General features: G+C 73.5%; 22 protein-coding genes and 2 pseudogenes. 12 read left to right on the top strand and 12 right to left on the bottom strand.

From position 1 onward, the window contains the following. Positions 1–130: 130 nt before the first annotated feature. Positions 131–1,882 carry a S8 family serine peptidase gene (locus J7F03_RS11655; protein WP_214948667.1) on the bottom strand — a complete coding sequence of 584 codons (1,752 nt, stop codon included), beginning with the start codon at positions 1,880–1,882 and terminating at the stop codon, positions 131–133. 449 nt (positions 1,883–2,331) lie between these two features. Between J7F03_RS11655 and pip the strand changes: the two genes are divergently transcribed. After that, on the top strand, positions 2,332–3,315 hold the full coding sequence (gene pip / locus J7F03_RS11650) for a prolyl aminopeptidase (protein ID WP_214948635.1): 984 nt from the start codon (positions 2,332–2,334) through the stop codon (positions 3,313–3,315). 34 nt (positions 3,316–3,349) lie between these two features. On the opposite strand, the gene J7F03_RS11645 is transcribed toward pip, so the two are convergent. After that, on the bottom strand, positions 3,350–4,090 hold the full coding sequence (locus J7F03_RS11645) for a DUF1838 family protein (protein WP_214948634.1): 741 nt from the start codon (positions 4,088–4,090) through the stop codon (positions 3,350–3,352). A gap of 160 nt (positions 4,091–4,250) precedes the next feature. On the opposite strand from J7F03_RS11645, the gene J7F03_RS11640 reads away from it, so the two are divergent. From J7F03_RS11640 to J7F03_RS11625, 4 genes are all read left to right on the top strand, one after another. After that, the gene (locus J7F03_RS11640) at positions 4,251–4,532 is read left to right on the top strand and encodes a putative quinol monooxygenase (protein ID WP_251071759.1); all 282 of its coding nucleotides are present in this window, start codon (positions 4,251–4,253) and stop codon (positions 4,530–4,532) included. 123 nt (positions 4,533–4,655) lie between these two features. After that, the gene (locus tag J7F03_RS11635; RefSeq protein WP_214948632.1) at positions 4,656–5,654 is read left to right on the top strand and encodes a DUF1996 domain-containing protein; all 999 of its coding nucleotides are present in this window, start codon (positions 4,656–4,658) and stop codon (positions 5,652–5,654) included. A gap of 102 nt (positions 5,655–5,756) precedes the next feature. Next, positions 5,757–6,338 carry a sigma-70 family RNA polymerase sigma factor gene (locus J7F03_RS11630; protein ID WP_214948631.1) on the top strand — a complete coding sequence of 194 codons (582 nt, stop codon included), beginning with the start codon at positions 5,757–5,759 and terminating at the stop codon, positions 6,336–6,338. Beyond that, positions 6,335–7,072: a zf-HC2 domain-containing protein gene (locus J7F03_RS11625; RefSeq protein ID WP_214948630.1), complete on the top strand. Its 738-nt coding sequence runs from the start codon at positions 6,335–6,337 to the stop codon at positions 7,070–7,072. The genes J7F03_RS11630 and J7F03_RS11625 overlap by 4 nt, the downstream gene beginning before the upstream one ends. A gap of 437 nt (positions 7,073–7,509) precedes the next feature. Here the strand turns inward: J7F03_RS11625 and J7F03_RS11620 are convergent, their stop codons facing one another. From J7F03_RS11620 to J7F03_RS11595, 6 genes and pseudogenes are all read right to left on the bottom strand, one after another. Further along, positions 7,510–8,241, bottom strand: coding sequence for a hypothetical protein (locus J7F03_RS11620; RefSeq protein WP_214948629.1), 732 nt, complete (start codon positions 8,239–8,241; stop codon positions 7,510–7,512). Between the two features lie 89 nt (positions 8,242–8,330). Next, complete coding sequence (locus J7F03_RS11615; RefSeq protein ID WP_214948628.1) at positions 8,331–9,566, bottom strand: cytochrome P450; 1,236 nt, start codon at positions 9,564–9,566, stop codon at positions 8,331–8,333. Next, positions 9,563–10,443 (bottom strand): annotated as a pseudogene (locus J7F03_RS11610) (hypothetical protein). Before J7F03_RS11610 ends, J7F03_RS11615 begins: the two are co-directional and overlap by 4 nt. Continuing rightward, positions 10,440–11,153 (bottom strand): ATP/GTP-binding protein, encoded by a 714-nt coding sequence (locus tag J7F03_RS11605; RefSeq protein ID WP_374104311.1) that lies wholly within the window; start codon positions 11,151–11,153, stop codon positions 10,440–10,442. The pseudogene J7F03_RS11610 and the gene J7F03_RS11605 overlap by 4 nt, the downstream one beginning before the upstream one ends. Further along, positions 11,134–11,496, bottom strand: coding sequence for a DUF742 domain-containing protein (locus J7F03_RS11600; protein WP_214948627.1), 363 nt, complete (start codon positions 11,494–11,496; stop codon positions 11,134–11,136). The genes J7F03_RS11605 and J7F03_RS11600 overlap by 20 nt, the downstream gene beginning before the upstream one ends. Beyond that, positions 11,493–11,894 carry a roadblock/LC7 domain-containing protein gene (locus J7F03_RS11595; protein WP_214948626.1) on the bottom strand — a complete coding sequence of 134 codons (402 nt, stop codon included), beginning with the start codon at positions 11,892–11,894 and terminating at the stop codon, positions 11,493–11,495. The genes J7F03_RS11600 and J7F03_RS11595 overlap by 4 nt, the downstream gene beginning before the upstream one ends. Between J7F03_RS11595 and J7F03_RS11590 the strand changes: the two genes are divergently transcribed. The 3 genes from J7F03_RS11590 (at position 11,893) to J7F03_RS11580 (ending at position 14,148) form a co-directional block, all read left to right on the top strand. Continuing rightward, a complete protein-coding gene (locus J7F03_RS11590; protein WP_214948625.1) occupies positions 11,893–12,225 on the top strand; it encodes a hypothetical protein in 333 nt (110 codons plus the stop codon). The genes J7F03_RS11595 and J7F03_RS11590 overlap by 2 nt on opposite strands. A 127-nt stretch (positions 12,226–12,352) precedes the next feature. Next, positions 12,353–13,351: a RimK family alpha-L-glutamate ligase gene (locus J7F03_RS11585; protein ID WP_214948624.1), complete on the top strand. Its 999-nt coding sequence runs from the start codon at positions 12,353–12,355 to the stop codon at positions 13,349–13,351. Continuing rightward, complete coding sequence (locus J7F03_RS11580; protein ID WP_214948623.1) at positions 13,348–14,148, top strand: RimK family alpha-L-glutamate ligase; 801 nt, start codon at positions 13,348–13,350, stop codon at positions 14,146–14,148. The genes J7F03_RS11585 and J7F03_RS11580 overlap by 4 nt, the downstream gene beginning before the upstream one ends. A 45-nt stretch (positions 14,149–14,193) precedes the next feature. On the opposite strand, the gene J7F03_RS41970 is transcribed toward J7F03_RS11580, so the two are convergent. After that, complete coding sequence (locus J7F03_RS41970) at positions 14,194–14,322, bottom strand: hypothetical protein (RefSeq protein WP_285440432.1); 129 nt, start codon at positions 14,320–14,322, stop codon at positions 14,194–14,196. An 88-nt stretch (positions 14,323–14,410) separates the two neighbouring features. Between J7F03_RS41970 and J7F03_RS11575 the strand changes: the two genes are divergently transcribed. Then, entirely contained in the window at positions 14,411–15,472 is a 1,062-nt protein-coding gene (locus J7F03_RS11575; RefSeq protein ID WP_214948665.1) for a zinc-dependent alcohol dehydrogenase family protein, read from the top strand. A 197-nt stretch (positions 15,473–15,669) separates the two neighbouring features. After that, a complete protein-coding gene (locus J7F03_RS11570) occupies positions 15,670–16,407 on the top strand; it encodes a phosphatase PAP2 family protein (RefSeq protein ID WP_214948622.1) in 738 nt (245 codons plus the stop codon). A 60-nt stretch (positions 16,408–16,467) separates the two neighbouring features. On the opposite strand, the gene J7F03_RS11565 is transcribed toward J7F03_RS11570, so the two are convergent. After that, the gene (locus tag J7F03_RS11565) at positions 16,468–17,559 is read right to left on the bottom strand and encodes a DUF2330 domain-containing protein (RefSeq protein WP_374104310.1); all 1,092 of its coding nucleotides are present in this window, start codon (positions 17,557–17,559) and stop codon (positions 16,468–16,470) included. A gap of 207 nt (positions 17,560–17,766) precedes the next feature. On the opposite strand from J7F03_RS11565, the gene J7F03_RS11560 reads away from it, so the two are divergent. Next, positions 17,767–18,246: a hypothetical protein gene (locus tag J7F03_RS11560; protein ID WP_214948620.1), complete on the top strand. Its 480-nt coding sequence runs from the start codon at positions 17,767–17,769 to the stop codon at positions 18,244–18,246. A 109-nt stretch (positions 18,247–18,355) separates the two neighbouring features. On the opposite strand, the gene J7F03_RS11555 is transcribed toward J7F03_RS11560, so the two are convergent. Both J7F03_RS11555 and J7F03_RS11550 read right to left on the bottom strand, forming a co-directional pair. Next, positions 18,356–19,021, bottom strand: a complete 666-nt coding sequence (locus tag J7F03_RS11555; RefSeq protein ID WP_308379364.1) for an HAD family phosphatase — start codon at positions 19,019–19,021, stop codon at positions 18,356–18,358. A 179-nt stretch (positions 19,022–19,200) separates the two neighbouring features. Further along, a pseudogene (locus J7F03_RS11550) lies at positions 19,201–19,416 on the bottom strand (ATP-binding cassette domain-containing protein); the annotation flags it as partial. A gap of 411 nt (positions 19,417–19,827) precedes the next feature. On the opposite strand from J7F03_RS11550, the gene J7F03_RS11545 reads away from it, so the two are divergent. Further along, positions 19,828–21,501: a hypothetical protein gene (locus tag J7F03_RS11545; protein ID WP_251071758.1), complete on the top strand. Its 1,674-nt coding sequence runs from the start codon at positions 19,828–19,830 to the stop codon at positions 21,499–21,501. Positions 21,502–21,576: the final 75 nt, after the last annotated feature.

Genomic DNA, 21,576 nt, shown 5'->3' with positions numbered 1-21,576 from the left:
GCAGAAATCAGTCACGTGGCAGGAAAACCCGTCGGACCTGCCGATACGCGGTGTATCAGCAGGTCCGACGGGCTTGTTGGTCCGTACTATCGCCCCGTCAGGGCGGCTTGGAGCCTCGTGGGGAGCCGGCTCAGAAGCCGAGGTTCCAGGAGTCGATCGTGCCGGTGTCGCCGCCGGCGTTGTCGTTGACGCGCAGCTTCCAGGTGCCGTTCGCCACCTCGGAGGAGGCGTTGACGGTGTAGGTCTGGCTGATGTTGTCGGTGCTGCCGCCGGCGCGGTTGTGGACCGTGTAGACGGTGCCGTCGGGGGCGATCAGGTCGACCTTGAGGTCACCGATGTAGGTGTGCGCGATGTTCACGCCGACCTTGAGGGTGGCCGGGGCGTTGCCCGCGACCCCGCTGACGGTGATCGGGCTCTCCACCGTGGCGTTGTCGCCGATGGCGAAGTCCGCGGTGTTCTCGAAGAACGGGGTGGTGGGCGTGGAGGTCACGGCCTCCACCGTCTTGGCCGCGTCGGCGAGACCGGCGCCGCAGCCGCCGGTGCAGGTTCCGGCCAGCGGGCGGGCGTTCGTCTTGATGGCCGACTCGATCTGCGCCGGGGTGAGCGAGGTCTTGGCGGAGACGAGGAGCGCGGCGAGGCCCGCGACGTGCGGGGCGGCCATGCTGGTGCCCTGGTAGGGCTTGTAGATCTCGGCGCCGGGGGTGGTGGCGCCGCTGTTCAGGGTGGAGAGGATGGCGTTCTCGGGGGTGGTGACGGTGCCGGGCGTGTCCGTGGCGCGGCGGGTCTCACCGCCCGGGGCGGCGACATCGATGATCGAGCCGTAGTTGGAGTAGTACGAGCGGTCTCCGGCGCGGTTGCTGGCGGCCACGTTGATCACGTTGTTGCAGCTGGCCGGGGTGAAGCTCGCCGCGTCCGCGTTGCTGTTGCCCGCGGCCACGACGACGGTCGTGCCGCGGCCGACGGCCGCGTTGATGGCGTTCTGGTAGCTGCTGGTGCAGGCGCCCGACCCACCGAGGGACATGTTGATGACCTTGGCGGGGGTGGCGTTCGCCGGGATGCCCGGGACGGAGCCGCCGGAGGCCCAGGTGATGGCGTCGACGATGTCCGAGGTGGCGCCGCCGCACTTGCCGAGCACGCGCACGGGCTGGATCTTCGCGTTGTACGCGATGCCCGCGACGCCCTTGGAGTTGTTGGTGGCGGCCGCGATGGTGCCGGCCACGTGGGTGCCGTGCCAGGAGGAGCCGCTGGCCAGGGAACCGGTGCCGCACTCGCCGGCCGCGCTCCAGTCGCCCTGGTCGGCGGGGTTGCTGTCGCGGCCGCCGCCGTCGCGGGCGGCGGTGGAGCTGGAGATGAAGTCGTAGCCGGCGACGACGTTGGGGGCCACGTCCGAGTGGGCGACGTAGCCGGTGTCGATCACGGCGACGGTGACGCCGGAGCCGGTGGACTTGTCCCAGGCGGCCTGGACGTTCATGCCGGCGGTGGGCTCGAAGAGGTCCCACTGCTTGGCGTACTCGGTGTCGTTGGGGGCGACGGCCAGGGCGTACGCACGGGAGTCGAGCTCGACGTAGGCGACGTCGGGGTCGGCGCGGAACTGGGCGATCACGGCGGCCGCGTCGGACGGGGCGGTCGCACCGCCGAGGTTGACGAGGGCGGCTCCGGTGCCGAGGCGGCGCTCGAACTTGGCCTTCTTCGAAGCCTTCTTGCCCTTGGCGACCGCGTCGGTGGCTGCCGCGGTGTTGGAACTGGCCTCGGCGGCGGTGGATTTGTACCCGACGATGAGGTTTTCTACCGGTGCGGTCGCGGTAGCGGCGGCCGGGGCGGGATCCGCGGGGGACAGCGCCACCGCGGTGGTGGCGGAGCCGGCGAGCAGGGTGACGGACATCGCCACCACGGATATGAGCCTACGTCTGGATGCGTGCACGGTGTTCCCTTTCGCGGGCCGTCGCGGGGCGCGCCGCAACGGCCGGTTGGTGCAGTGTGGGAGGTGAACCGGCGGCCGCGGGACCGGGACGGGCTGGTCGAACCCGCCCGGCCACCGCTGCTCACCACTGTGTTGCCCACCACGACGTCGGGGCTGGGCAACGGTGGCACCGGCGAAGAACCGACCCTATAGCTTCACGCCATGTGGGGTGGGCGCGGGGGCTGTTCGGACGGGGAGGATCGCCGGTGGGCAGACAGTAGGCAACGCCGGGATGAACGCGATACGGGGAAAACCCTTGTCCGCCCCCTGCCGCTCCCCCGACGGCCCCTCGCCGCAGGTGTCCACGACTCCGGTGGCCCGCGCCGTAGTGTGGCGGGACCGTTGGCACGAGCAAGTGAGGAGATCCGGACATGGGCGAGCTCCACCCGCCGATCGAGCCGTACGACAAGGGGATGCTCGACGTCGGCGACGGCAACTTCGTGTACTGGGAGGTCTGCGGCAATCCGGACGGAAAGCCCGCACTCGTCGTGCACGGCGGTCCGGGATCGGGATGCGGCCCGGGGGCGCGCCGGTTCTTCGACCCGGCACGCTACCGGATCGTCCTGTTCGACCAGCGCGGCTGTGGTCGAAGCACCCCGCACGCGAGCGATCCCGCGACCGACATGCGGCACAACACCACCGGGCACCTGATCGCCGACATGGAGCGGCTGCGCGGCCACCTCGGCATCGGGAGCTGGCTGCTGTACGGCGGCTCGTGGGGATCCACGCTCATCCTCGCCTACGCGCAGCGGCATCCGGATCGGGTGTCCGAGATCGTCATCCCGAGCGTCACCACCACCCGGCGCTCCGAGATCGACTGGCTCTACCGGGGGGTCGGCCGGTACTTCCCCGAGCAGTGGGAGCGCTTCGTCGCCGGAGCCGGCGGCACACCGCGCGACGGCGACCTCGTGGCGGCGTACGCCCGCCTGGCGGGGCATCCGGACGAGTCGGTGCGTGCCAAGGCCACTGCCGACTGGTGCGCCTGGGAGGACGCGGTGCTCTCCGGCGAGACGCGGGGCACCTCCCTCCCCTACGGCGGGCGGCCGCCGGAGGCCCGGCTCGCCCTCGTCCGCATCTGCTCGCACTACTTCTCGCACGGCGCGTGGCTGGAGGAGGGCGAGCTGCTGCGCGGGGCACACCGGCTGGCCGGCATCCCGGGCGTACTGATCCACGGCCGGCTCGACATGGGCGGACCGCTCGACACGGCGTGGGATCTCCACCGCGCCTGGCCCGGCGCCGAGCTGACCGTGGTCGAGGACGCGGGGCACCTCGGCGACGCGACGACCGGCGACCACGTGCTCCGCGCCCTCGACCGGTTCGCGGACGGGAACGGCAACGGCAACGGCAACGGGTAGTCCGTCGTGAGCCGGTGGGCGGTGGTGGCCTCGGTCAGGCCTTCGGGGGGTTGAGCCGCCGGAAGTACGTCCAGCTCGTCTCGTTCGGCTCGGTCCACTTCTCCGGGGCGTGGGCGAACTCCGGGTGGCGGGCCTCGATGTACGCGCGGGTGCGGTCCGGGACCTCGGCGTAGGAGGCCAGTTTGCGGCCCCGGCAGTGGAAGGTGAGCCCGCCGGGGCGCGGGCCCTGTTCCATCCAGGGCAGCCAGGGGGACGAACGGGTCCAGGACATGGTGGACGGGACGCTCGGCGCGTCAGTGGTGAGCACGGAGGCCGGGGCGAAGAACTGGAAGAGTTCCAGGGCCCGGTAGGTGTCGTCGGCCGAGTTCTGCGGATACTGCGCGACCGGCAGCGGGGAGGGGTAGGCCAGCGGCACCTCCAGGCTGAAGCACACCTGGTCGCCCAGCTCGGTCATGGGCACCGGGAAGGGGCGCCACCGCTGGTTCGCGGGGTCGTTCCAGACGTGGATCACCGGCTTGTCCTGCCAGGTCTCCAGGATCTCGCGGGTCCCCGGGTCGAGGTAGAACGCCGCCTCACGGGTGAGGAGCTGGTAGGAGCCTGGGGTCTCCTCCCGGACCAGACGGGCCAGGTTGACGCCCTCGAAGCCGAACAGGCGCCGGTAGGGCTCGCCGGGGGCCGAGCCGTAGACGTCGCCCGTCCACCAGAAGGTGACCTCGGCGCCGTCGAGGGACGCACGGGTGCGGGCGAGGGCCTGGAGGAGATCTTCGGGAGTCATAACGGGTACTGTGCGCGGTCCGCCGGCTCCGGACAAGGACCGGACCGGCCATGCGGGCGGGCGGACCGGCCATGTGAGCGGGCGGGCGGCGCGGAAAAGCTTTTCCGCCACCCGAGGTTGTCGATCTAGTCTTCGGCGCATGCCGTCAACAGTTCGACTCATGATCCTGATCACCACGCTCCCGGGCCGCGGCCGGGAGCAGATCGATGCCTACGAGCGCCTCGCGCCGGTGGTGCGGGCCGAAGAGGGATGCCTGCGCTACGACATGCACCAAGTGAGCGGCGATCCCGACCGGTTCGTCCTCGTCGAACAGTGGTCGTCGAAGGCGGCGCTCGCCGCGCACGACGCCACCCCGCACATGATCGAGGCGGACGCGGCCAGCCCCGCGTTCCGGGCGGGACCCGCGGAGGTGGTCGAGCTCGACGCCGAACCACTCGCCTGACACCTTCCCGCCCGACGCCCTCGCCGGCTTCCGGCCACCGTCCCGGCCGCGCCCGCGCCCGACGGTGACCGGCCCGCGGACGCCCGGTTGACGCAGGCGGCGCCCGGCGGCAACCGTGACCGCATGGGGAACGGACACCGACTGCTCACGCTGCTGATCTGCCTGGTGCTCGGCGGCGGGTTGACCGCTGCCGTACTGGGGGCCGCGCGGGTGGGCGGCCCCCGCCCGGCCGCGCCGGGCGCGGGCGCCGGACCCGGCGACTTCGTGGACATCCGCGAGGTGCCGCCGGGGCCCGCCGAGCCCCGCGCGAGCGGCCCCGACGCCTCGACGGGCCGGGTGTCGGTGGAGTGCGGCGACAACGCGGAGGGCCACTACAACGAGGACAACCTGGTGGTCTCGCCGGGGCTGCGCTCCGGCGCCCACCACACGCACGCCTACGTCGGAAACCTGTCCACGGACGCCTTCTCCACCGACGCCTCCCTGGACGCGGCCGCCACCAGTTGCGCGGGCGGCGACCGTTCCACGTACTACTGGCCGGTGCTGCGCCGCACGGACCTGCCGGGCAGCGGCGCGCACGAGGGCTCTGCGGGACACGGCAACGCGGGCCGGATCCTGCCGGAGTCGGCGGTGGAGGTGGAGTTCCTCGGCAGCCCGGTCGGCCAGGTGGTGGCGATGCCGCGGTTCCTGAACGCGATGACCGGCGACGCGGTGGCCTTCACGGCGGGCACCGACGAGGACGTGCGGGCCCGCTGGGGCTGCTCGGGCTCCCCGGACCGCTCCACCATCCGCTACCCGCGCTGCCCGGCGGGCGAGCGCCTCACCCGTACGCTCGCCTTCCCCAGCTGCTGGAACGGCCTGGACACGACCAGCCCCGGGCACCGCTCCCACCTGCTCTTCCCGGCGGCGAACGGCGTCTGCCCGCGGGACACCTTCCCGGTGCCCCGGCTGCGGATCTCCCTCGCCTACGACGTGCCACCGGGGGTCCCGCTCGCCCTCGACTCCTTTCCCGAGCAGCGGCACAGCCCGAAGACGGACCACGCGATGTTCGTGAACGTGATGACCGGGCAGCGGATGGCGGAGGTCGTGGACTGTCTCAACCAGGGACGTTCCTGCCGTACGTGACCGGCAGGCGGCCCGCTCTGTGACGCAGGTCACGTGAACCGGGCGCCCGCTCACGTCGTGTTGTGACCGCACCACGCAACCGAGGAAGACGGAGAGGGTGAGATGGCCGGACCACTGTGGCCCCGCGCTCGGCGGGGCGGGGCCGACGAAGCACTGATCAAGTCGGTGTACGAGGAGCACGGCCACGCCCTGCTCGCCTACGCCACCCGGCTGACCGGGGACCGGGCCGCGGCAGAGGACGTGGTCCAAGAGACCCTCATCAGGGCCTGGCGCCACTCGGACGTCCTGGTCAACGGGAAGGGTTCGGTACGCGGCTGGCTGCTCACGGTGGCCCGCAACATCATCACCGACCGGTTCCGGGCCAAGGCGGCCCGGCCGCCCGAGGTCTCCGGCTCGCCGGCCCATCCGCCGGTGGAGGCGGACCACGCCGACGCGGTGGTGGACACGATGACGGTACTGGGCGCCCTCGACCGGCTCTCGCCGGAACACCGGGACGTGCTGACGGAGTTGTACTACCGCCAGCGCAGCGTCGCCGAGGCCGCCGACACCCTCGGCATCCCCGCCGGCACGGTGAAATCGCGCTCACACTACGCGCTCAAGGCCCTCCGAGAAGTCTTCGGGGAAGACAGACGAACGGGCAGGGCGCCCCAGCGGCCCGGCGGACTTCAGGAGGTGGTGGCATGAACCGGCAGCGGCACGAGGAGGAACTGCTCGGCCCGTACGTTCTCGGCGTCCTGGACGACGCGGACGTCCGCCGGGTCGAGGAACACGTGGACGGCTGCGTGCAGTGCCGTCAGGAGGTGACCGCGTTGCGCGAGATGGAGGCGGCGCTGGGCGAGGTGCCGGCCGAGGCCTTCCTGGACGGTCCGCCGCAGGGCGGGGACCTGCTGCTCCAGCGCACCCTGCGGCAGATGCGCCAGGAGGTGGCCGGTGCCCGTCGGCGGCGCACCGCCCTCGCGGGACTGGCCGCCGCGGCCTCCCTGGCCGCGGTGTTCTGGGCCGGGGCCCAGGTGGGCGGCGCGGACGGCGGACCCATCGCGCTGCCGCCGACTCCGACGCCGACACCGACGGTCTCCGCGCAGCCCTCCCCGCCGGTGAGCGGGACCAAGGTGGCCTCCGCGACGGACGCGGGCACGGGCGCGCGGATGACCGTACAGGTGACGCCCGCCGCGAAGTGGGTACGGGTGCACGCGGCGGTGACGGGAGTGCCGGCGGGCCAGCGGTGCCGCCTGGTGGTGGTCTCCCGGGACGGTACGCGCACCACGGCGGGCGGCTGGGTCGTGGGCACCGCGGAGCACGGCGAGGGCAAGGGCGCGGCGCTGGACGGGTCGGCGGCGGTGGACCCGGCGGACGTCCGGGCGGTCCTGGTGGAGAACGAGGCGGGCCTGACGTTCGTTTCGGTCCCGGTGGCCGCGTAACCGGGCCTCGGGGGCTGCGGGGCCGCCGGGCTCGGGGCCGGGAACGTGACGGAGCCCGGGAGCATGTCCAGCTCCCGGGCTCCAGCTTGCCACCCATTTGCGCACACCGGCGGCGTTTAAGAGCCGCGGATCATTTTGAGATCGACGTGTTCTGCCTTTGAACTACAGCGCCACGGGAGAGGCGCCGAGGGGACTTGAACCCCCATCCGACGATGATCGCCCGCGCTCGGTCGATCCGGTGTTCGGCGGCGAATACTGAGACTGGAGCGAGAATCTGAGTTTGACGGGGCCGCCTCTGCCAGGCTTGGGCCACCCCCGCACGTGGTGCGGGGGGAGGGATTCGAACCCTCAACTGACACCCCTTCATCAGCTTCAACATCAGTTTCAGCTTGCGCTCATCGCGCACCCCCCGCTCGCGACGGGGGGCGAATGTGGGGCTACCTGAAGAGGTAGCCGAATACCGCGTCGCCGACCCGCTGGTCGGTGACCTCGGTGTTGTTCGCCTCCTCGCGGGCGAACTTCACGGCCTGCTGGAGCTTCTCGACGCGGTCGAGGAGCTCGTTGACCCGGCGTGCGGGCAGCGCGCCGGAGAACTTCACGGTCGTCCAGTAGCCGACCGGTACGTCCTCGTAGTAGACCTCGACCTGAGCCGGGTGCTTCTCCGTGGCCTCGGCCTTCACGTGGTTGCGCGGGACCTTCTTCGTGCGGATGGTCCGCACCGGCTCCGTCTTCCAGGAGTCCGTCGAGGGGTCCAGGTTCCACGACTCGGAGGCGTCGAGCACCGGCAGCTTGCGCACGAAGGTGTGCAGGTCGGTGAGCTGCTTCTCCAGGAACAGCAGGTACGGGACGGGCACCTGGGGCAGCAGGACCGTGCCGTCGACGACCACGTCCGCGACCGCGGACCGGTTCGCCCAGTCCTTCGTCGCCGTCACGTCGAAGAGCCGGGTCAGGGTTCCGGCGGTCGCCCGCAGGGCGTCCTCGGCCTTGACCTGCACCCGAGTGGACTCGGGCGGCAGCTGCTCGCCCTCCTCGTCCTTGGGCTGGTAGCTCCGGGAGATGCCGGCCAGCAGGGCGGGCTTCTGCACGTCCTGGTGAGCCTGGGTGAGCTCCTGGAGGGCTTTGGACTTGACGCCCTTTTCCACTGCGATGATCTGATTCAGCTTCGGCACACGGCGAACCTAACAACCCTTCACCGTAGGCACATCCGATTAAACGTCCGCCGCGCCCCCTCCGGGTGAGGGGGCGCCGCGGCGTGGGGTCAGGACAGGCGGACCGGGAGGTCGAAGAGGTCGTTCTGGGTGAGGATCGGCTTGTTGCGGAGGTCCTGCGGGGCGACGGCCAGGGTGAGGTCGGGGAAGCGGGCGTAGAGGGCCGGGAGGGCGACCAGGGCTTCCAGGCGGGAGAGGGCCGCGCCGGGGCAGACGTGCGGGCCGTGGCCGAAGGAGATGTGCCGGTTGGGGGTGCGGGTGACGTCGAACTCGCCGGCCGTCTCGCCGTGCTGGGCCTCGTCGCGGCCGATGGCGCCGAAGGAGACGATCAGGCCCTCGCCCTGGGGCAGGACGCGGTCGCCGACCTCGACGTCCTCGGCGGCGAAGCGGATCAGGACGTGCGAGGTCGGGGTGGACCAGCGCAGCGTCTCCTCGATGACGTTCTCCCACGAGACGTCGCCCTTGAGCACGAGGGCGCGCTGCTCGGGGTGGCTCTCCAGGGCGACGACCGCGTTGACGATCAGGCTGATGGTGGTCTCGTGGCCGGCGGCGACCATCAGCTGGAGGGTGTTGGTGATTTCCTCGGTGGTGAGGTGGTCGCCGTCCTGCGAGGCGTCGATGAGGGCGCTGGTGAGGTCGTCGCCCGGGTTCTCGCGCTTGGACTCGACGATGCGGGAGAACAGCGCGCCGAGGTCCGCCATCATCTGCGGCACCTCCTCGGGCAGCGTCTGCGTCGAGAAGAACTTCTCGAACAGGGCCTTCAGGCGCGGGTGTTCCTCGGCGTCCACGCCCATCAGGTCGCTGATGACGTTCATCGGCAGCGGGTACGCGAACTGCGCCTTGAGGTCCACCGTCTCGCCGGCCGGCAGCGCGGCGAGCTTGTCCAGCATGCCGGTGGTCAGCGCCTCGATGCCGGCGCGCAGCTTCTCCACCCGGCGTACGGTCAGCGCCTGCGCGACCAGGGTGCGCAGCCGGCGGTGCTCGTCGCCGTCCACGGTCAGCATCGAGCGGCCGGGGTTGGCGAGGCCGATCAGCGGCCAGTCCATCGGGATCTCGCCGCGCTGCCAGGCGCCCCAGACGTTGATGTCCTTGACGATCCGGGGGTCGGTCAGCAGCTTGCGCGCCTCGGCGTGGTGCGTGACCGCGTACACGCCGACACCGCCGGGCAGGACCACCCGAACCAGCGGACCGGCGGCGCGCAGTGCGGCACTCTCGGCGTCGAGGTCCGCGACGAAGGGGTCGAGGGTGATGGCCGCGGGGCCGCTGTGGTCGATCGGGCACGTCATCGGGTGGCTCCAAGGGCGGGGGTCGGGGTGTACGTCACGGGAAGGGCGCTGAGGCCGCGGAGCCAGGGCGAGGGGCGGCGGGCCAGGTCGCCTGCGGGCACCGCGAGGTCGACGTCGGGCAGCCGGTCGAGGAGCACCTCGATGCCGGTGCGCGCGATGACCTCGGCGACCTCCTGGGCGGGGAAGGGGCAGCGGTGTTCGCCGTGACCGAAGGAGAAGAAGGCGTCCGGGAGACGACGTCGTGGCCGGGCTCGGCCAGCTTGGCGGCGAGCAGCCCGAACATCGACTCGGCGAGGTGGCGCTGGCCCTCCAGGGCGCCCTCCCGCCCGTTGATCATGTCGTTCATGGCGGTGACGAGGCCGGGGCCCTGCGCGTCGGAGAATCCGTAGATGCGGGCGAGGACGCGCAGCGGCAGCAGCATGGCGTACTCGCCGACGATGTCGCAGGAGCCCCTGCCGCACAGCTCGTCGATCAGCTCGTCCGCGAACCGCTCCGCGTGCCCCTTGAGTTCGAAGGGGTCGACGGATTCGAGGGCCTCGGAGATGACGGCGGCCCGCTCCCGGTGGCGTTCGCCGACGGTGTAGAGGATCGACGGCTGCTTGCGGCCGATCATGGGGAGCAGCGGCCAGTCGGCGGGGATGCGGTCCCACTGGTTCCACAGCTCGGAGTCCCGGGAGAAGAGCACGGGGTCGCTGGTGACCTGGTGCAGCTCGCGGTATCCGAGGACCAGCCAGGCCGGTACGTCGCCGTCGAGGACGACCGGGGCGACGGCGCCGTGGTCGCGGCGCATGTCCCGGTACAGCTCGACGGGGTCGGTCTGGAACCGGGGGCCGCCGAGGTAGACGGGCTGGTGCTCGGGGGCGGCGGGGCAGGTCACGGGGTGGGCTCCGGGGTCTGGGACAGGGGGCTCGACGGGGTACTCGACGGAAGGCTCGACGGAGGCCGGTGCTGGGCGCCCGTCTGGAGGTGCTGGACGAGGGAGATCAGCACGTGCTTGCTCGACTCGCGGGAGCGGGCGTCGCAGAACACCAGCGGGACGGCGGCCGGCAGGTCGAGGGCGGCGCGGATCTGCTCGGGGGTGTGCTCGGGTCCGCCGAAGTCGTTGCAGGCCACGACGAAGGGCGTGCCGTGGTGTTCGAGCCGGTCGATGGCGTACCAGGAGTCGGCGAGGCGCCGGGTGTCGACCAGGACGACCGCGCCGAGGGTGCCGGAGAAGAGCCGGTCCCACAGGAACCAGAACCGCTCCTGGCCGGGGGCGCCGAACAGGTAGAGCACGTTGCGGGCGTCGAGGGTGATGCGCCCGAAGTCGAAGGCCACGGTGGTGGCGCTCTTCCCGGCGACCCCGGCGATCCCGTCGACGTCGTCGACTCTCTCGCCGGCCTTGGTCATGGTCTCTTCGGTGTTCAGCGGGCGGATCTCGCTGACCGAGCGGACCATGGTGGTCTTGCCGACGCCGAAACCGCCCACGATGACGATCTTCAGTCCGTTGTCGGCGGTGCTGCGCAGTTCCCTGCGGGGCTGGAGCGGTTCGGACGTGTTCGTCGACGCGGCGTCGGGGATCGTCGCGTCAGAGATTGCGGAGTCCAACGAGCACCTGCTCCAGGATGTCGGGGTCGGGAAGGCTGTACGCCGAGCTCGCGGTACGCGGGTGGCGGGCACTGATCCGTCCGGTGCCGAGCAGGTCGGCCAGCAGGATCCGTACGATCGACACCGGCAGCCCGAGCTCGGCCGCGATCTCCACGACCGCCGTCGGGAAACGGCACATCCGCAGGATCGCCGCGTGCTCGGACTGCATGCCGGGCACCGGATCGCATTCGGCGACGACGAGGGTGACCAGGTCGAAGACGTCGGATCCGGAGCGGACGCGGCCACCGGTGAGGGTGTAGAGCCGGTCCGGGGAATCGTCCCGGCCCGGCCTGGGCCGGCTCATCCCCGGGGCCTGGCGATGAGGTGTTCGCCGAGCTGCTCGACCAGTTCCGACATGTTGTGGCCGACGAGGCCGGCGTCGGCGTCCTCGTCGGCGACGAGCGCGAGGTGGGCGCCCTCGCCCGCCTCGACGATGAACAGGATGCCGCCGTAGAACTCGGCCATGGCCGAGCGGACGCCGCCGGTTCCGTCGCCGAACTCGATGGACGCCCCGTGGGACAGGCTCTGGATGCCGGCGGCGATCGCGGCGAGCTGGTCGGCCTGGTCGACGGAGAGCTCGGGCGTCCGGCACAGCTTGAGGCCGTCGCGGGAGAGCACGAGGGCGTGGCGGGCGCCCGGTGTGCGCTCCAGGAGGCCTTCCAGGAGCCAGTTGAGCGTCTCGTCGGTGGTGAAGCCGGTCATGATCGCGTGGCGCGGCCGTCGTACGGGGCTGCGTGCCCGCGGCGTCCGGTCCGGCCGGCCGGGGCTCGCCCGTGTGACGGCTTCCCAACTCGGGAACCTCTACGGCTACGGGGACCCGCTGCCGGCTCCCGCGACCGTCCTGGAAACCGTACGCGGCCTCGCGTCCGACGGCGGCCCGGAGGCCGGGCTGTTCGCCGCCGCGCTCACCGCCGCCATCGGCCGCCTGCACGACTGGCCGGCGCCGTGGCGGGAGCTGCTGCGGGAGCTGCGCCGGCACCCGGAGGTCGAGGTCCGGGACGCGGCCTTCGCGGCGTCCACGCAGGACGAGTAGGCGGGGGCGGGGTGTTGCCGGATGCCACCCACACGGACCGATCATCACATTGCGGCCCATGACATCCTGTGACGTCACAACTCGCCGGACGGGATCGGCGGACGTCCGGGGAATATGGGGAAGGTCCATGAGGCTCTGCTTCCTGGTGGAGGAGCACTACCGCCACGACGGCATGCCGAACGAGGTGGTCCGGCAATTGAGCTCATGGGGCCACCGGGTGGATGTGCTGCGGCCCGGCGGTTCGCTGCTGCGGATGAGCGAGGCGGTGGATGCCGGCGCCCATGACGCCTGGGTGCTCAAAACGGTGTCCGGCGGGCCGGGGCTGACCCTGCTCGAAGCCGCCGCCGCGGCCGGGATGACCACGGTCAACGACGCCCGCGCGATCCGGGGCGTACGGGACAAGGCGCTGGCCGCCGCCATCGGGCGCGGGCGGGGCCTGCCCCTGCCGCCGACGTACGCCGCGGCCCGGCCGGAACTCCTGGCGGAGATCCCGGCCTCGGAGTACCCGCTGGTCGTCAAACCCGCCGACGGCAGTTCGGGACGGGCCGTGCACCTGGTGTCCTCGCCGGGGCGGCTGGCCTCGATGCTCCCCGAACTGGCCGGCGAGGGCATGCTCATCGCCCAGCCGTACGTGCCGAACTCCGGCACCGACATCAAGGTGTACGCGGTCGGCGGCGAACTCTTCGCCACCGAGCGCCGCTCCCCCCTGCACCCGGACAGCCCGGTCCCGGAGCGGCTCGTCCCGCTGTCCGCCGAGATCGCGGAGATCGGGGCACGGGTCGGGGCGGTGTACGGGCTCGATCTGTACGGGGTGGACGTGCTGCTGGGCCCCGACGGGCCGGTGGTCGTCGACGTGAACGACTTCCCGAGCTTCCGTCAGGTGCCGGACGCGGCGGCCCGGGTGGCCCGTGCGGTACTGGAACTCGCGCGCGACGGCGGCTCCGGAACGGGGGCGGGCGCCGGGATCGGCGCGGGCACGGTCATGGACCCAGGAGCCGGCGCCGGGGTCGGAAGGGACGCCGAGGCCTGTTCCGGCACCGGTCTGCCCCGGCGGGCCGGGCTGCCCGTGTCGATCCCGGTCCAGGCCACGGCCACCAAGGCCGCCACGGCGGGGGACGCCGGATGAGGATCAGCCTGATCACGGACAACCCCGGGCATCCGCTGCTGTCGGCGGCCGCCGGGCTGCTGCGGGCCGCCGGACACGGGATCGAGGTGCTGGATCCGGGCGCACCGGACCCGGCCGCCGCACCACCGGCCGACGTCTACCTGCTCAAGGCGCACACCCCGCAGGGGCTGGACCTGGCCCGGCGCCTGGAGCGGCGCGGGGCACCGGTGGTGAACTCGGCCGCGGCGACCACGCTCTGCCAGGACCGGACGCTGATGGCCGAGCTCGCCGTACGGGTCGGCCTGCCGTTCGCGGGAACCCGTACCTTCGACGCCCTCGCGCGGTGGGCGGACGGGGCCACCCTGCGCGCCCCCGTCGTCGTCAAGAGCCGGCACAGCCGCCGGGAGGACCTCGTGGCGCTGGTCGACGGGGCTGCGGGGCTGAAAGAGCTGGTGGACGCCTGGCCCGACGAGCCGGTGGTCGTACAGGACTTCGCCCCGAACAGCGGCTGGGACCACAAGCTGTGGGCGATAGGCGACCAGGTCTTCGCGGCCCTGCGCCGTTCCGAGCTCTCCCCGGAGGGCCGCGGCCCGACCCTGCCGCTGCCGCGGCTCCCCGCCGGCTGGGCCGATCTGACCCGCCGGGTCGGCGAGGTCTTCTCCCTGGACGTCTACGGGGTGGACATCATCGCCACCGCCGACGGCTCCCCGCTGATCGTGGACGTCAATGCCTTCCCCGGCATCCGCGAACAGCCGGGCGCCCCCGAGGCGTTGGCGGAACTGGCTCTGCGCCGGGCCGGGCGCCACCACGGCGAGTAGCGCCACCACGGCCAGTAGCTCCGCCCCGGCTCGATCCCCGGCGGACTACTTGACGACCTCGACCCTCTTCTCCCCGGCGGCCTTCGCGTAGGCCTGGGAGCTCGCGCCGAGCGCGGAGACGGTGAGGGCGAGCAGAACGGAGACGGCCGCGGCCGCCGCGCGCTTGCGGGTCACGGTTTCCCCCTGATGGTGTGGTGGTCCCGGCAGCTTCGCATCCGGGACCGGGCCGGACAAGCGAGTGGAACGGGTGGAGGCGGTCGGCGTGCGCGCGGTGGTGTTCGAGCGGTACGGGGAGCGGGCCGAGGTACGGGAGGTGGCCGATCCGGCCCCGGCCGCCGGCGGGGTGGTGGTGCGGGTCGAGGCGACCGGGCTGTGCCGCAGCGACTGGCACGGGTGGATGGGACACGACCCGGACATCACGCTGCCGCACGTGCCGGGCCACGAACTGGCCGGTGTGGTGGAGGCGGTGGGATCCGGAGTCGCCGACTGGCGGGCCGGGGACCGGGTCACGGTCCCCTTCGTCTGCGCGTGCGGAAGCTGCGCCGAGTGCGCCGCCGGCCAGCACCAGGTGTGCGCCCGGCAGACGCAGCCCGGGTTCACGCACTGGGGGTCCTTCGCCGAGTACGTGGCGCTGGAGCATGCCGACGTCAACCTGGTGGCCGTGCCGGAGGAGTTGTCGTTCGACACGGCGGCCGCGCTGGGCTGCCGCTTCGCGACGGCGTTCCGGGCGGTGGTCGCCCGGGGCCGGGTGGCGGCGGGCGAGTGGGTCGCGGTGCACGGCTGCGGCGGTGTGGGCCTGTCGGCCGTGATGGTCGCGGTGGCCGCGGGAGCCCGGGTGGTGGCCGTGGACACGGCCCCGGGAGCGCTGGAGCTGGCGCGGCGGTTCGGAGCCGCACACTGTGTGGATCCGTCCCGGGGCGATGCGGCCGACACGGTCCGGGAGCTGACCGGTGGCGGCGCGCACCTGTCGCTCGACGCCCTGGGCTCTCCGGTGACGGCGGCGGCCTCGGTGGCCGGGCTGCGCAGGCGCGGGCGGCACGTCCAGGTCGGGCTGCTGCCGGCGGCCCAGGGGGCCGCGGCGCTGCCGATGGAACGGGTCATCGGGTGGGAGCTGGAGATCCTCGGCAGCCACGGGATGGCGGCCCACGCGTACCCGCCGCTGATGGAACTGGTCCGCTCCGCTGCCCTGCGGCCGGACCTCCTGGTCACGTCCACGATCCCGCTGACCGCGGCCCCGGCGGCCCTGGCCGCGATGGGCACGGCCCCGGGCGGCGGAGTCACGATCATCCGGCCGGGGATGGCCGAGGGGCAGGGGCTGTTGTGACGTGCTCGTCCTAGGTCGCAGGCCGGGGGCTTGTGGTGGGTGGAAGCGCGTCGCTACAGTCCCTGATTACACGTGTAAGCAAGAACGGCTCCCGACCGGGGCCGGACCGCACCTGCGCGCCCGCACCCCTTGCGCATCCCTCACCGCACCCCCCACTCCCGCACCCCTCACCTCCCCAAGCCGCGAGAGGCACAGCCATGTCCACGATCCCCGCCGCCCCGCCCGCCAGACCCGACGTGCGCGCGTCCGCAGCGGACGGGAGCCGCCGGCGTGCCGGCACGCTCGTCCTCGGAGCCGTACTGCTCGGGATCGCCGCCGTGCTCGGCGTCGTCGTACGGCGGGACGTCGCGCGCCCGCCCTTCCAGGAACTGGACGAGCGCTGGCTGTCGTGGATGGGCGGGCCGCACGAGGGGCTCTACTCGGCGGTCGCGGCGGGCCTGAACTGGTTCGGCGGCCCGTTGGGAGCCGTCGTACCGCTCGCCCTGCTGTCCTTCCTGCTCGTCCGCCGCCGCTGGGTGTCGGCGGGCTTCCTCTTCGGCGTCTACATGGGCGGCAACATGCTCGTCGTCCAGGCACTCAAGCACCTGGTGGACCGGCCGCGCCCGGCCGACCCGCTGGTCCGGGTCGACCACGGCTCCTTCCCCTCCGGGCACGCGGCCGGAGCGGCGCTCCTCGTGGTCATCGTCGGGGTCCTGCTCGTCCCGGCCGCCCGGCGACGGGCCTGGTGGATCGGCGGCGCCGTCTTCACGCTGGCGATGATGTGGAGCCGTACCTGGCTGCACGCGCACTGGCTCAGCGACACCGCCGCCGGGGCGGTGGCCGGCGCGGGGGCCGGGCTGCTGGCGTGGTGGATCTGCGCCCCGGCACTGGCCCGGGAGGCCGAGCGGACGCGCGGACGCCGCGATGTGGCGGAACGGGCGCCCGCCGCAGGCTGACCGCACGGGTCGGTGCTCGGGCAGGGCCCCGAGGCACGGGCGGCTCCCGCGCGCCCCCGCTCAACCGCGCGGGCGTTCCCGTACCGCCCGCCGGCGGCCGCGCAGCCCCAGTACCGCCAGGACCGCCGCCGCGAGCGCGCCCGCGACCGTCAGCATCCAGACCGGGACGCCGGCGGCCGTGCGCAGTTCGTCGCGGTACTCGACCCGGCGGTACGGGGTGTCCGCGGCGGTGGCGCGCAGTTCGTGGTCGGCGTCGATCCGGGACGGGACGGGGAAACTCTGGTCGATCGCCGTCAGGAACACCGGTGCGGTGCCCGCGAGTTCGGCGACCGAGCCCGTCGGGGTGATCCGTCCGGCGAAGGTCACCTCGGGCGCGCTCCCGCCGATCGGGGAGGCGGGCTCCATGCGGTGGTCGGCCAGCACGTACAGGCCGAGGGACTGCGCGGACTTCGCCAGCCTGGACAGCCGCATCGGGTAGACGAGCCGGTCGCTCTCGAAGCGGATCAGGAGCGGGTCCAGGGTGCCCCGCAGGACCGCGCCGGACTCCCGGGGGACGAGGCGTACGGCGACGTACTCCCAGTGCTGGTCGACGTAGGGCTTCAGCTCGGTGGACAGGCCGTCGGGCAGCCTGAATCCATTGGCCTCCAGCCAGCCGCGCAGGGCGTCCGGGTCGGTCGCGGTGAGGCGGGCGACGTCGAAGTCGCCGAGCCGCTCGCGGCCCACGACACCCACCCCCGCTTCCCGGCTGCCGGGCGGCGCGGCTCCGGCCGTGTCCCCCCTGTCGGAGGTGAAGGGCCAGTCGCCCCGGCGGGGCCAGAAATAGCCCCGGGTCCGGTACTCGGGCCCGGTCAGGTCCGCCAGCTGCGGGAACAGCCCGGCATCGCCGAGGCGCACCGTGGCCCGCCCCGGCACCGGCATGATCCACGCGGCCCGCTTGGCGTCGCCGCCGACGGTGAACCGCATCGCGATCTGTTCGGTCCGGCCGTCCCAGCGCACCACGGAGGCTTCCCGGGAGACCCCGATCCGGGAGGCGGCGTCGGGGACCATCGCCCCGCAACCGCAGGCGTAGGCAGGGCTGATCAGGGACCCCAGCTGGGTCGCGAGCAGCGCGCACACCAGTACGCCTGCCCTTCGTCTCTTCGGCGGCTTCATCCACATGCGGGTATGGACGGCCGCGCCCTCGATCCGGTTCCGGTCACGTGTTCGCCGCCTGAGGGCCGCCCGGTCCTGCCACGCGGGCGCGGCCGGGCCGGTGGCCGCGCGGCGCGGGGACGGGCCGCGGCTGCCAGGGGCACGGCCACCGCACCCTCCCGGAGGGCCGGTCTGGACCGGCCACCGGCCTGATCCCATACTTCTCCCGTGAGAACGACGGATAAGCAGCCCCGTACCAGTCCGCTGGTGCCCGACGCGGTCGCCCGGGAGATCTCCCGGCACGACTGGGACTCCCTCACGTGCGGCTGCGGCCGCCCGGCCGGGCATCTCGTGGACACCTTGTGGGACGCGGCCGAAGGGCATCCGGCCGCGTTCCACGCGTTGGAGGGCCACGCCTTCCACACCGGCCGGCTGCGGGCCCCCGCCCCGGCGGTGTGCGGCGCGCTGATGGCCGTGTGGTCCGCCGGCCCGCCCCGGCAGGCGACCCGCGAGGCCCTGCTGTGGGCTTTGCTGCGGCTGCTCGGCACCGAGGACGACGGCACTTCGCACGAGGCCGGCCTGTACGGCCAGTGCGCCGCCCACATCCGCGCGGGCCTTCCGGGCCTGCGCCGCTCGACGGGCGCCCCCGGCTCCGTCTCGGCGGCGTACGTGGAGGGCATCCTGCGCCTCCTCGACCTGAGCGACTGACCGCGAGGCCACCGGGCTCGAGGACGTCCCGGGTCGGCCGGCGGGCTGAGCGAAGCGGCCGTCCTCGCCCGCGCCCCGGGGCCGGGTCCGGGCCGGAGACCCGACCGCTTCAGACCCCCAGCGGCGCGGTCAGGCAGGCCCGCAGAGTGTCCGGGGTGACCTCGGTCAGGGAGTACGCGAAGGTGCGTACCGGCGACGGCGGGACCGGCAGCAGGGACGGGACCACCAGGAGTCCGCAGCCGGCCGCCTCCGCCGAGGCCGCCCCGTCCGGGGAGTCCTCGACGGCCACGCACGCCCACGGCTCCGCGCCGAGCCGCGCGGCGGCGGTCCGGTAGGGGTCCGGGTGCGGCTTCGTGAGGTCCGTGTCGTCGGCCGACAGGGTGAAGGCGAAGGGGACATGGGCCAGGGAGCCCCCGACCACCGAGTCCACGACCACCCGCGGCGAGGCGCTGACCAGTGCGAACGGGATGCCTTCCCGCTCCAGGGCGGTCAGCAGCCGCTGCGCCCCGGGCCGCATCGGCGCGCCCGCCTCGACCCGGCCGAAGAAGCTTGCGGTCAAGGCCGCCGCCACCGCGGCCGTGTCGCCCGTACGGGCCACCCGTACGAGGTGTGCCGCGGTGTCCTCCACCGCCCGGCCGACGACCTCGGGCGCGTCGGCGTCGGTCAGCGCGTGGCCGAGGCCGGCCGCGATCTCCTCGGTGGTCCGCCACCACAGCGTCTCGGTGTCGACGAGGGTGCCGTCCATGTCGAAGAGGACGGCGGCGAGTTCGTTCACGAGGCGGCCCTCTCCACGACGAGGACGGGCCGCTCGGCCACGCACACGGCCGCCCGGGCGCCCCGTACGAGGGCTCCGGCGGCGCGCGAGGGCGGGTCGGCCTTGACCCGCGTGCCGTCCGCGGCGGAGCCGGTCAGCCGTCCGGGGAGGCGGTTCATGGTGCCGACGAACTCGGCGAGCTCGAATCCGGCGACGACGCGCGGTGCGGTGGTCTTGCCGCAGCCCGACGGGCCGAGCAGGGCGACGAGTTCGCCGGGCTCGATGGCCAGGTCGAGTCCGTCGAGGGCGACGGTGGAGCAGAACGCGCGGCGCGGGCCCCGGAATTCGACGCGCGCGCCGGCGGGGGCCGCATCGCTTTCCGCGGGCTTCCTGGCCTCGGGAAGGGTGAGGGACATGCGGGTAGGACTCCTTGCCGGAGGTGCGGGAGGTACGGGAGGCGCGGGAGGTACGGGAGGTGGCGGCTGCGGGGGACACGGTAACGGGGGCGGTGCCGGCCCGGGAGAGGAGGAGCAGCAGCAGTCAGGTGACGAGGAGGCAGCCATCGGGCGCTCCGTGCCGGGCAGGCAGCGTCACATTCAGTGTGCACAACTCGGCAGTGGCAACTCCGTTGGAGCGACGGGCGGGCGAGGGCTGACGCCCGGGGAGGGGCCTCGGCGCCGTCCCCCCGACGGCGCCCGCCGGAAATCATTCGCGGGCGGGACCTCGCCGCTGTAGCGTCCCCGGCGCGGGCGCCGGCCCCACGGGGCCGCCGAGCCCTGCGCAAGCCCGCCACGCCCCGTGCGGCCGAACACCCGTAAGGAAGCCCGATGACCGATGTGCGGCCGCCTCTCATACCGCGGGCCGTGCCCGGGCCCGGCAGCCCGGACGAGACCGCCGGGCCCGCGATCGACCACCTGCTCCACGGCCTCGCCGCCAATCCGGCCCTGCCGCCCGAGCTCTTGGACCGGCTGATCACCCTGCTCGGCTCGGTGCGCGATCCGGACGGGCACCTCGCCTGGGAACTGAGCGACCGCCCGGACCTCTCCCCCGGCCAAGTGCGCGCGCTCGCGGCCGCCGACGGGCTCGCCGCGGGCCGGCTGGGGCGCGAGGGACTCCTCGATCCCGCCGACGTGGACCCGCTCGCCCGGCCGTCGGTGGCCCTCTCCATGCTCGACGAGGGCTTCGGGCCGCCCGAGTGGGCGCGGGCGCTCGCCACCCACCCCGAGCGCCAGGTCCGCTGGAACCTCGCTTCCCGGCCCGGCCTGCCGCTCGACGTCCAGGAGACCCTCGCCGCCGACCCGGACGTGGAAGTGGTGGCGGAGCTCGGCATCTGGACCGCTGAACCAGAACTCGCCGCCCGCCTCGCGACGCACCCGCACGCCGAGGTGCGGATGACGACCGCCGTCAACGAGGCGGTGCCCGGCGTCGTGCTGGCGGCGCTGATCACCGGTGAGGGGCTCGAACCGGCGCTCGCGTGCCTGGTCTGCGACCAGGAGGAGATCCCCTTCACGCACGACCCCTACTGCGAGCGCCCGGACTGCGAGCTGTTCGGCAACGACACCTGCACGGGCGGCCACGAGACGGCCGTGTGCTCCACCCTGGAACGGGCCGCGCGCAACCCCTCCACACCGCCCGCGGTCGCGGCCACCCTCGCCGGCCATCCGGCGACGCTGATCCGCTGCGCACTGACCGAACGGTCCGACCTGCCGCAGGAGACGTACGCGCTGCTCGCCGCCGACCCGGATTCGGTGGTCCGGCTGGACACCGCCGGAAACACCGCTCTCGAGGCACCGCTGATCCGCTCGCTCGCCGCGGGCCGCGAGGCGGAACTGCTCCGGCGGCTGGCCCACCAGCCCCGGGTGCCCCTCGACGTCCTGGCGGACCTCGCCCGCAGGGTCCGGATCCGTCCGGAGCCGCTGCCCCGCATCGAGTCCGCCACCCCGGGGGAGCTCGCGGAGCTGGCCGCCTCCCCGCACGCGGCCGTACGCAAGCTCGCGGCCCGCAGCCGCGCCCTTCCGCCCGAACTGCGCGACGCCTTGGCCGACGACGCGGACGCGGTGGTGGCCAACGCGGTCGCCCCGCACCCGGGCCTGTCCGAGGACCGGCTGCGCGCGATGGTCGCGCGGCACGGCGTACAGGTCCACGCGCGGGTGGCGGCCAATCCGGATGCCCCGGCCGGCCTGTTGGAGGAACTGGCCCGGCACGATCCGCCGGCGCTGCGGGCCTGGCGCGCGATCGCCGTGCACCCGAACGCCACGGAGGCGGCGCTGCTGCCGTGCCTGGTCGACCACAAGGCCGGCCCCGAGGCCGCGCGCCACCCCGCGCTGTCCGGACCGGTCCTCGTGGAACTCCTCACCCACGACTCCCCGGACATCGCCGAGGCCGCGGCGGCCAACCCCTCCTTCCCCCGGACGGCGATGGAAGAGTTGATCGCGCGCGCGAGCCGCCGCGACGGCGACGGCGACGGCGACGGCGACGGCGACGGCGACGGCGCAGAGTAGTGCCGGTGCGCGGCGCGGCCGTTCGCGGCCCGTGCCGCGCCGGTCACCACGCGGTGCGCACGGGCGGCTTCGGGT

It is taken from the genome of Streptomyces sp. ISL-43 (assembly GCF_018614195.1).
Classification (GTDB): domain Bacteria; phylum Actinomycetota; class Actinomycetes; order Streptomycetales; family Streptomycetaceae; genus Streptomyces.
The sequence above is the reverse complement of the archived record's forward strand: the minus strand, read 5'-3'. Positions and strand labels throughout refer to the sequence as shown.

Bases quoted from the DNA above. Each gene is read 5' to 3' on its own strand.
- J7F03_RS11655 (WP_214948667.1), bottom strand. From the start codon at position 1,882: ATGTCCGTCACCCTGCTCGCCGGCTCCGCCACCACCGCGGTGGCGCTG.
- pip (WP_214948635.1), top strand. From the start codon at position 2,332: ATGGGCGAGCTCCACCCGCCGATCGAGCCGTACGACAAGGGGATGCTC.
- J7F03_RS11645 (WP_214948634.1), bottom strand. From the start codon at position 4,090: ATGACTCCCGAAGATCTCCTCCAGGCCCTCGCCCGCACCCGTGCGTCC.
- J7F03_RS11640 (WP_251071759.1), top strand. From the start codon at position 4,251: ATGATCCTGATCACCACGCTCCCGGGCCGCGGCCGGGAGCAGATCGAT.
- J7F03_RS11635 (WP_214948632.1), top strand. From the start codon at position 4,656: ATGGGGAACGGACACCGACTGCTCACGCTGCTGATCTGCCTGGTGCTC.
- J7F03_RS11630 (WP_214948631.1), top strand. From the start codon at position 5,757: ATGGCCGGACCACTGTGGCCCCGCGCTCGGCGGGGCGGGGCCGACGAA.
- J7F03_RS11625 (WP_214948630.1), top strand. From the start codon at position 6,335: ATGAACCGGCAGCGGCACGAGGAGGAACTGCTCGGCCCGTACGTTCTC.
- J7F03_RS11615 (WP_214948628.1), bottom strand. From the start codon at position 9,566: ATGACGTGCCCGATCGACCACAGCGGCCCCGCGGCCATCACCCTCGAC.
- J7F03_RS11600 (WP_214948627.1), bottom strand. From the start codon at position 11,496: ATGAGCCGGCCCAGGCCGGGCCGGGACGATTCCCCGGACCGGCTCTAC.
- J7F03_RS11590 (WP_214948625.1), top strand. From the start codon at position 11,893: ATGATCGCGTGGCGCGGCCGTCGTACGGGGCTGCGTGCCCGCGGCGTC.
- J7F03_RS11595 (WP_214948626.1), bottom strand. From the start codon at position 11,894: ATGACCGGCTTCACCACCGACGAGACGCTCAACTGGCTCCTGGAAGGC.
- J7F03_RS11585 (WP_214948624.1), top strand. From the start codon at position 12,353: ATGAGGCTCTGCTTCCTGGTGGAGGAGCACTACCGCCACGACGGCATG.
- J7F03_RS11580 (WP_214948623.1), top strand. From the start codon at position 13,348: ATGAGGATCAGCCTGATCACGGACAACCCCGGGCATCCGCTGCTGTCG.
- J7F03_RS11570 (WP_214948622.1), top strand. From the start codon at position 15,670: ATGTCCACGATCCCCGCCGCCCCGCCCGCCAGACCCGACGTGCGCGCG.
- J7F03_RS11565 (WP_374104310.1), bottom strand. From the start codon at position 17,559: ATGAAGCCGCCGAAGAGACGAAGGGCAGGCGTACTGGTGTGCGCGCTG.
- J7F03_RS11545 (WP_251071758.1), top strand. From the start codon at position 19,828: ATGACCGATGTGCGGCCGCCTCTCATACCGCGGGCCGTGCCCGGGCCC.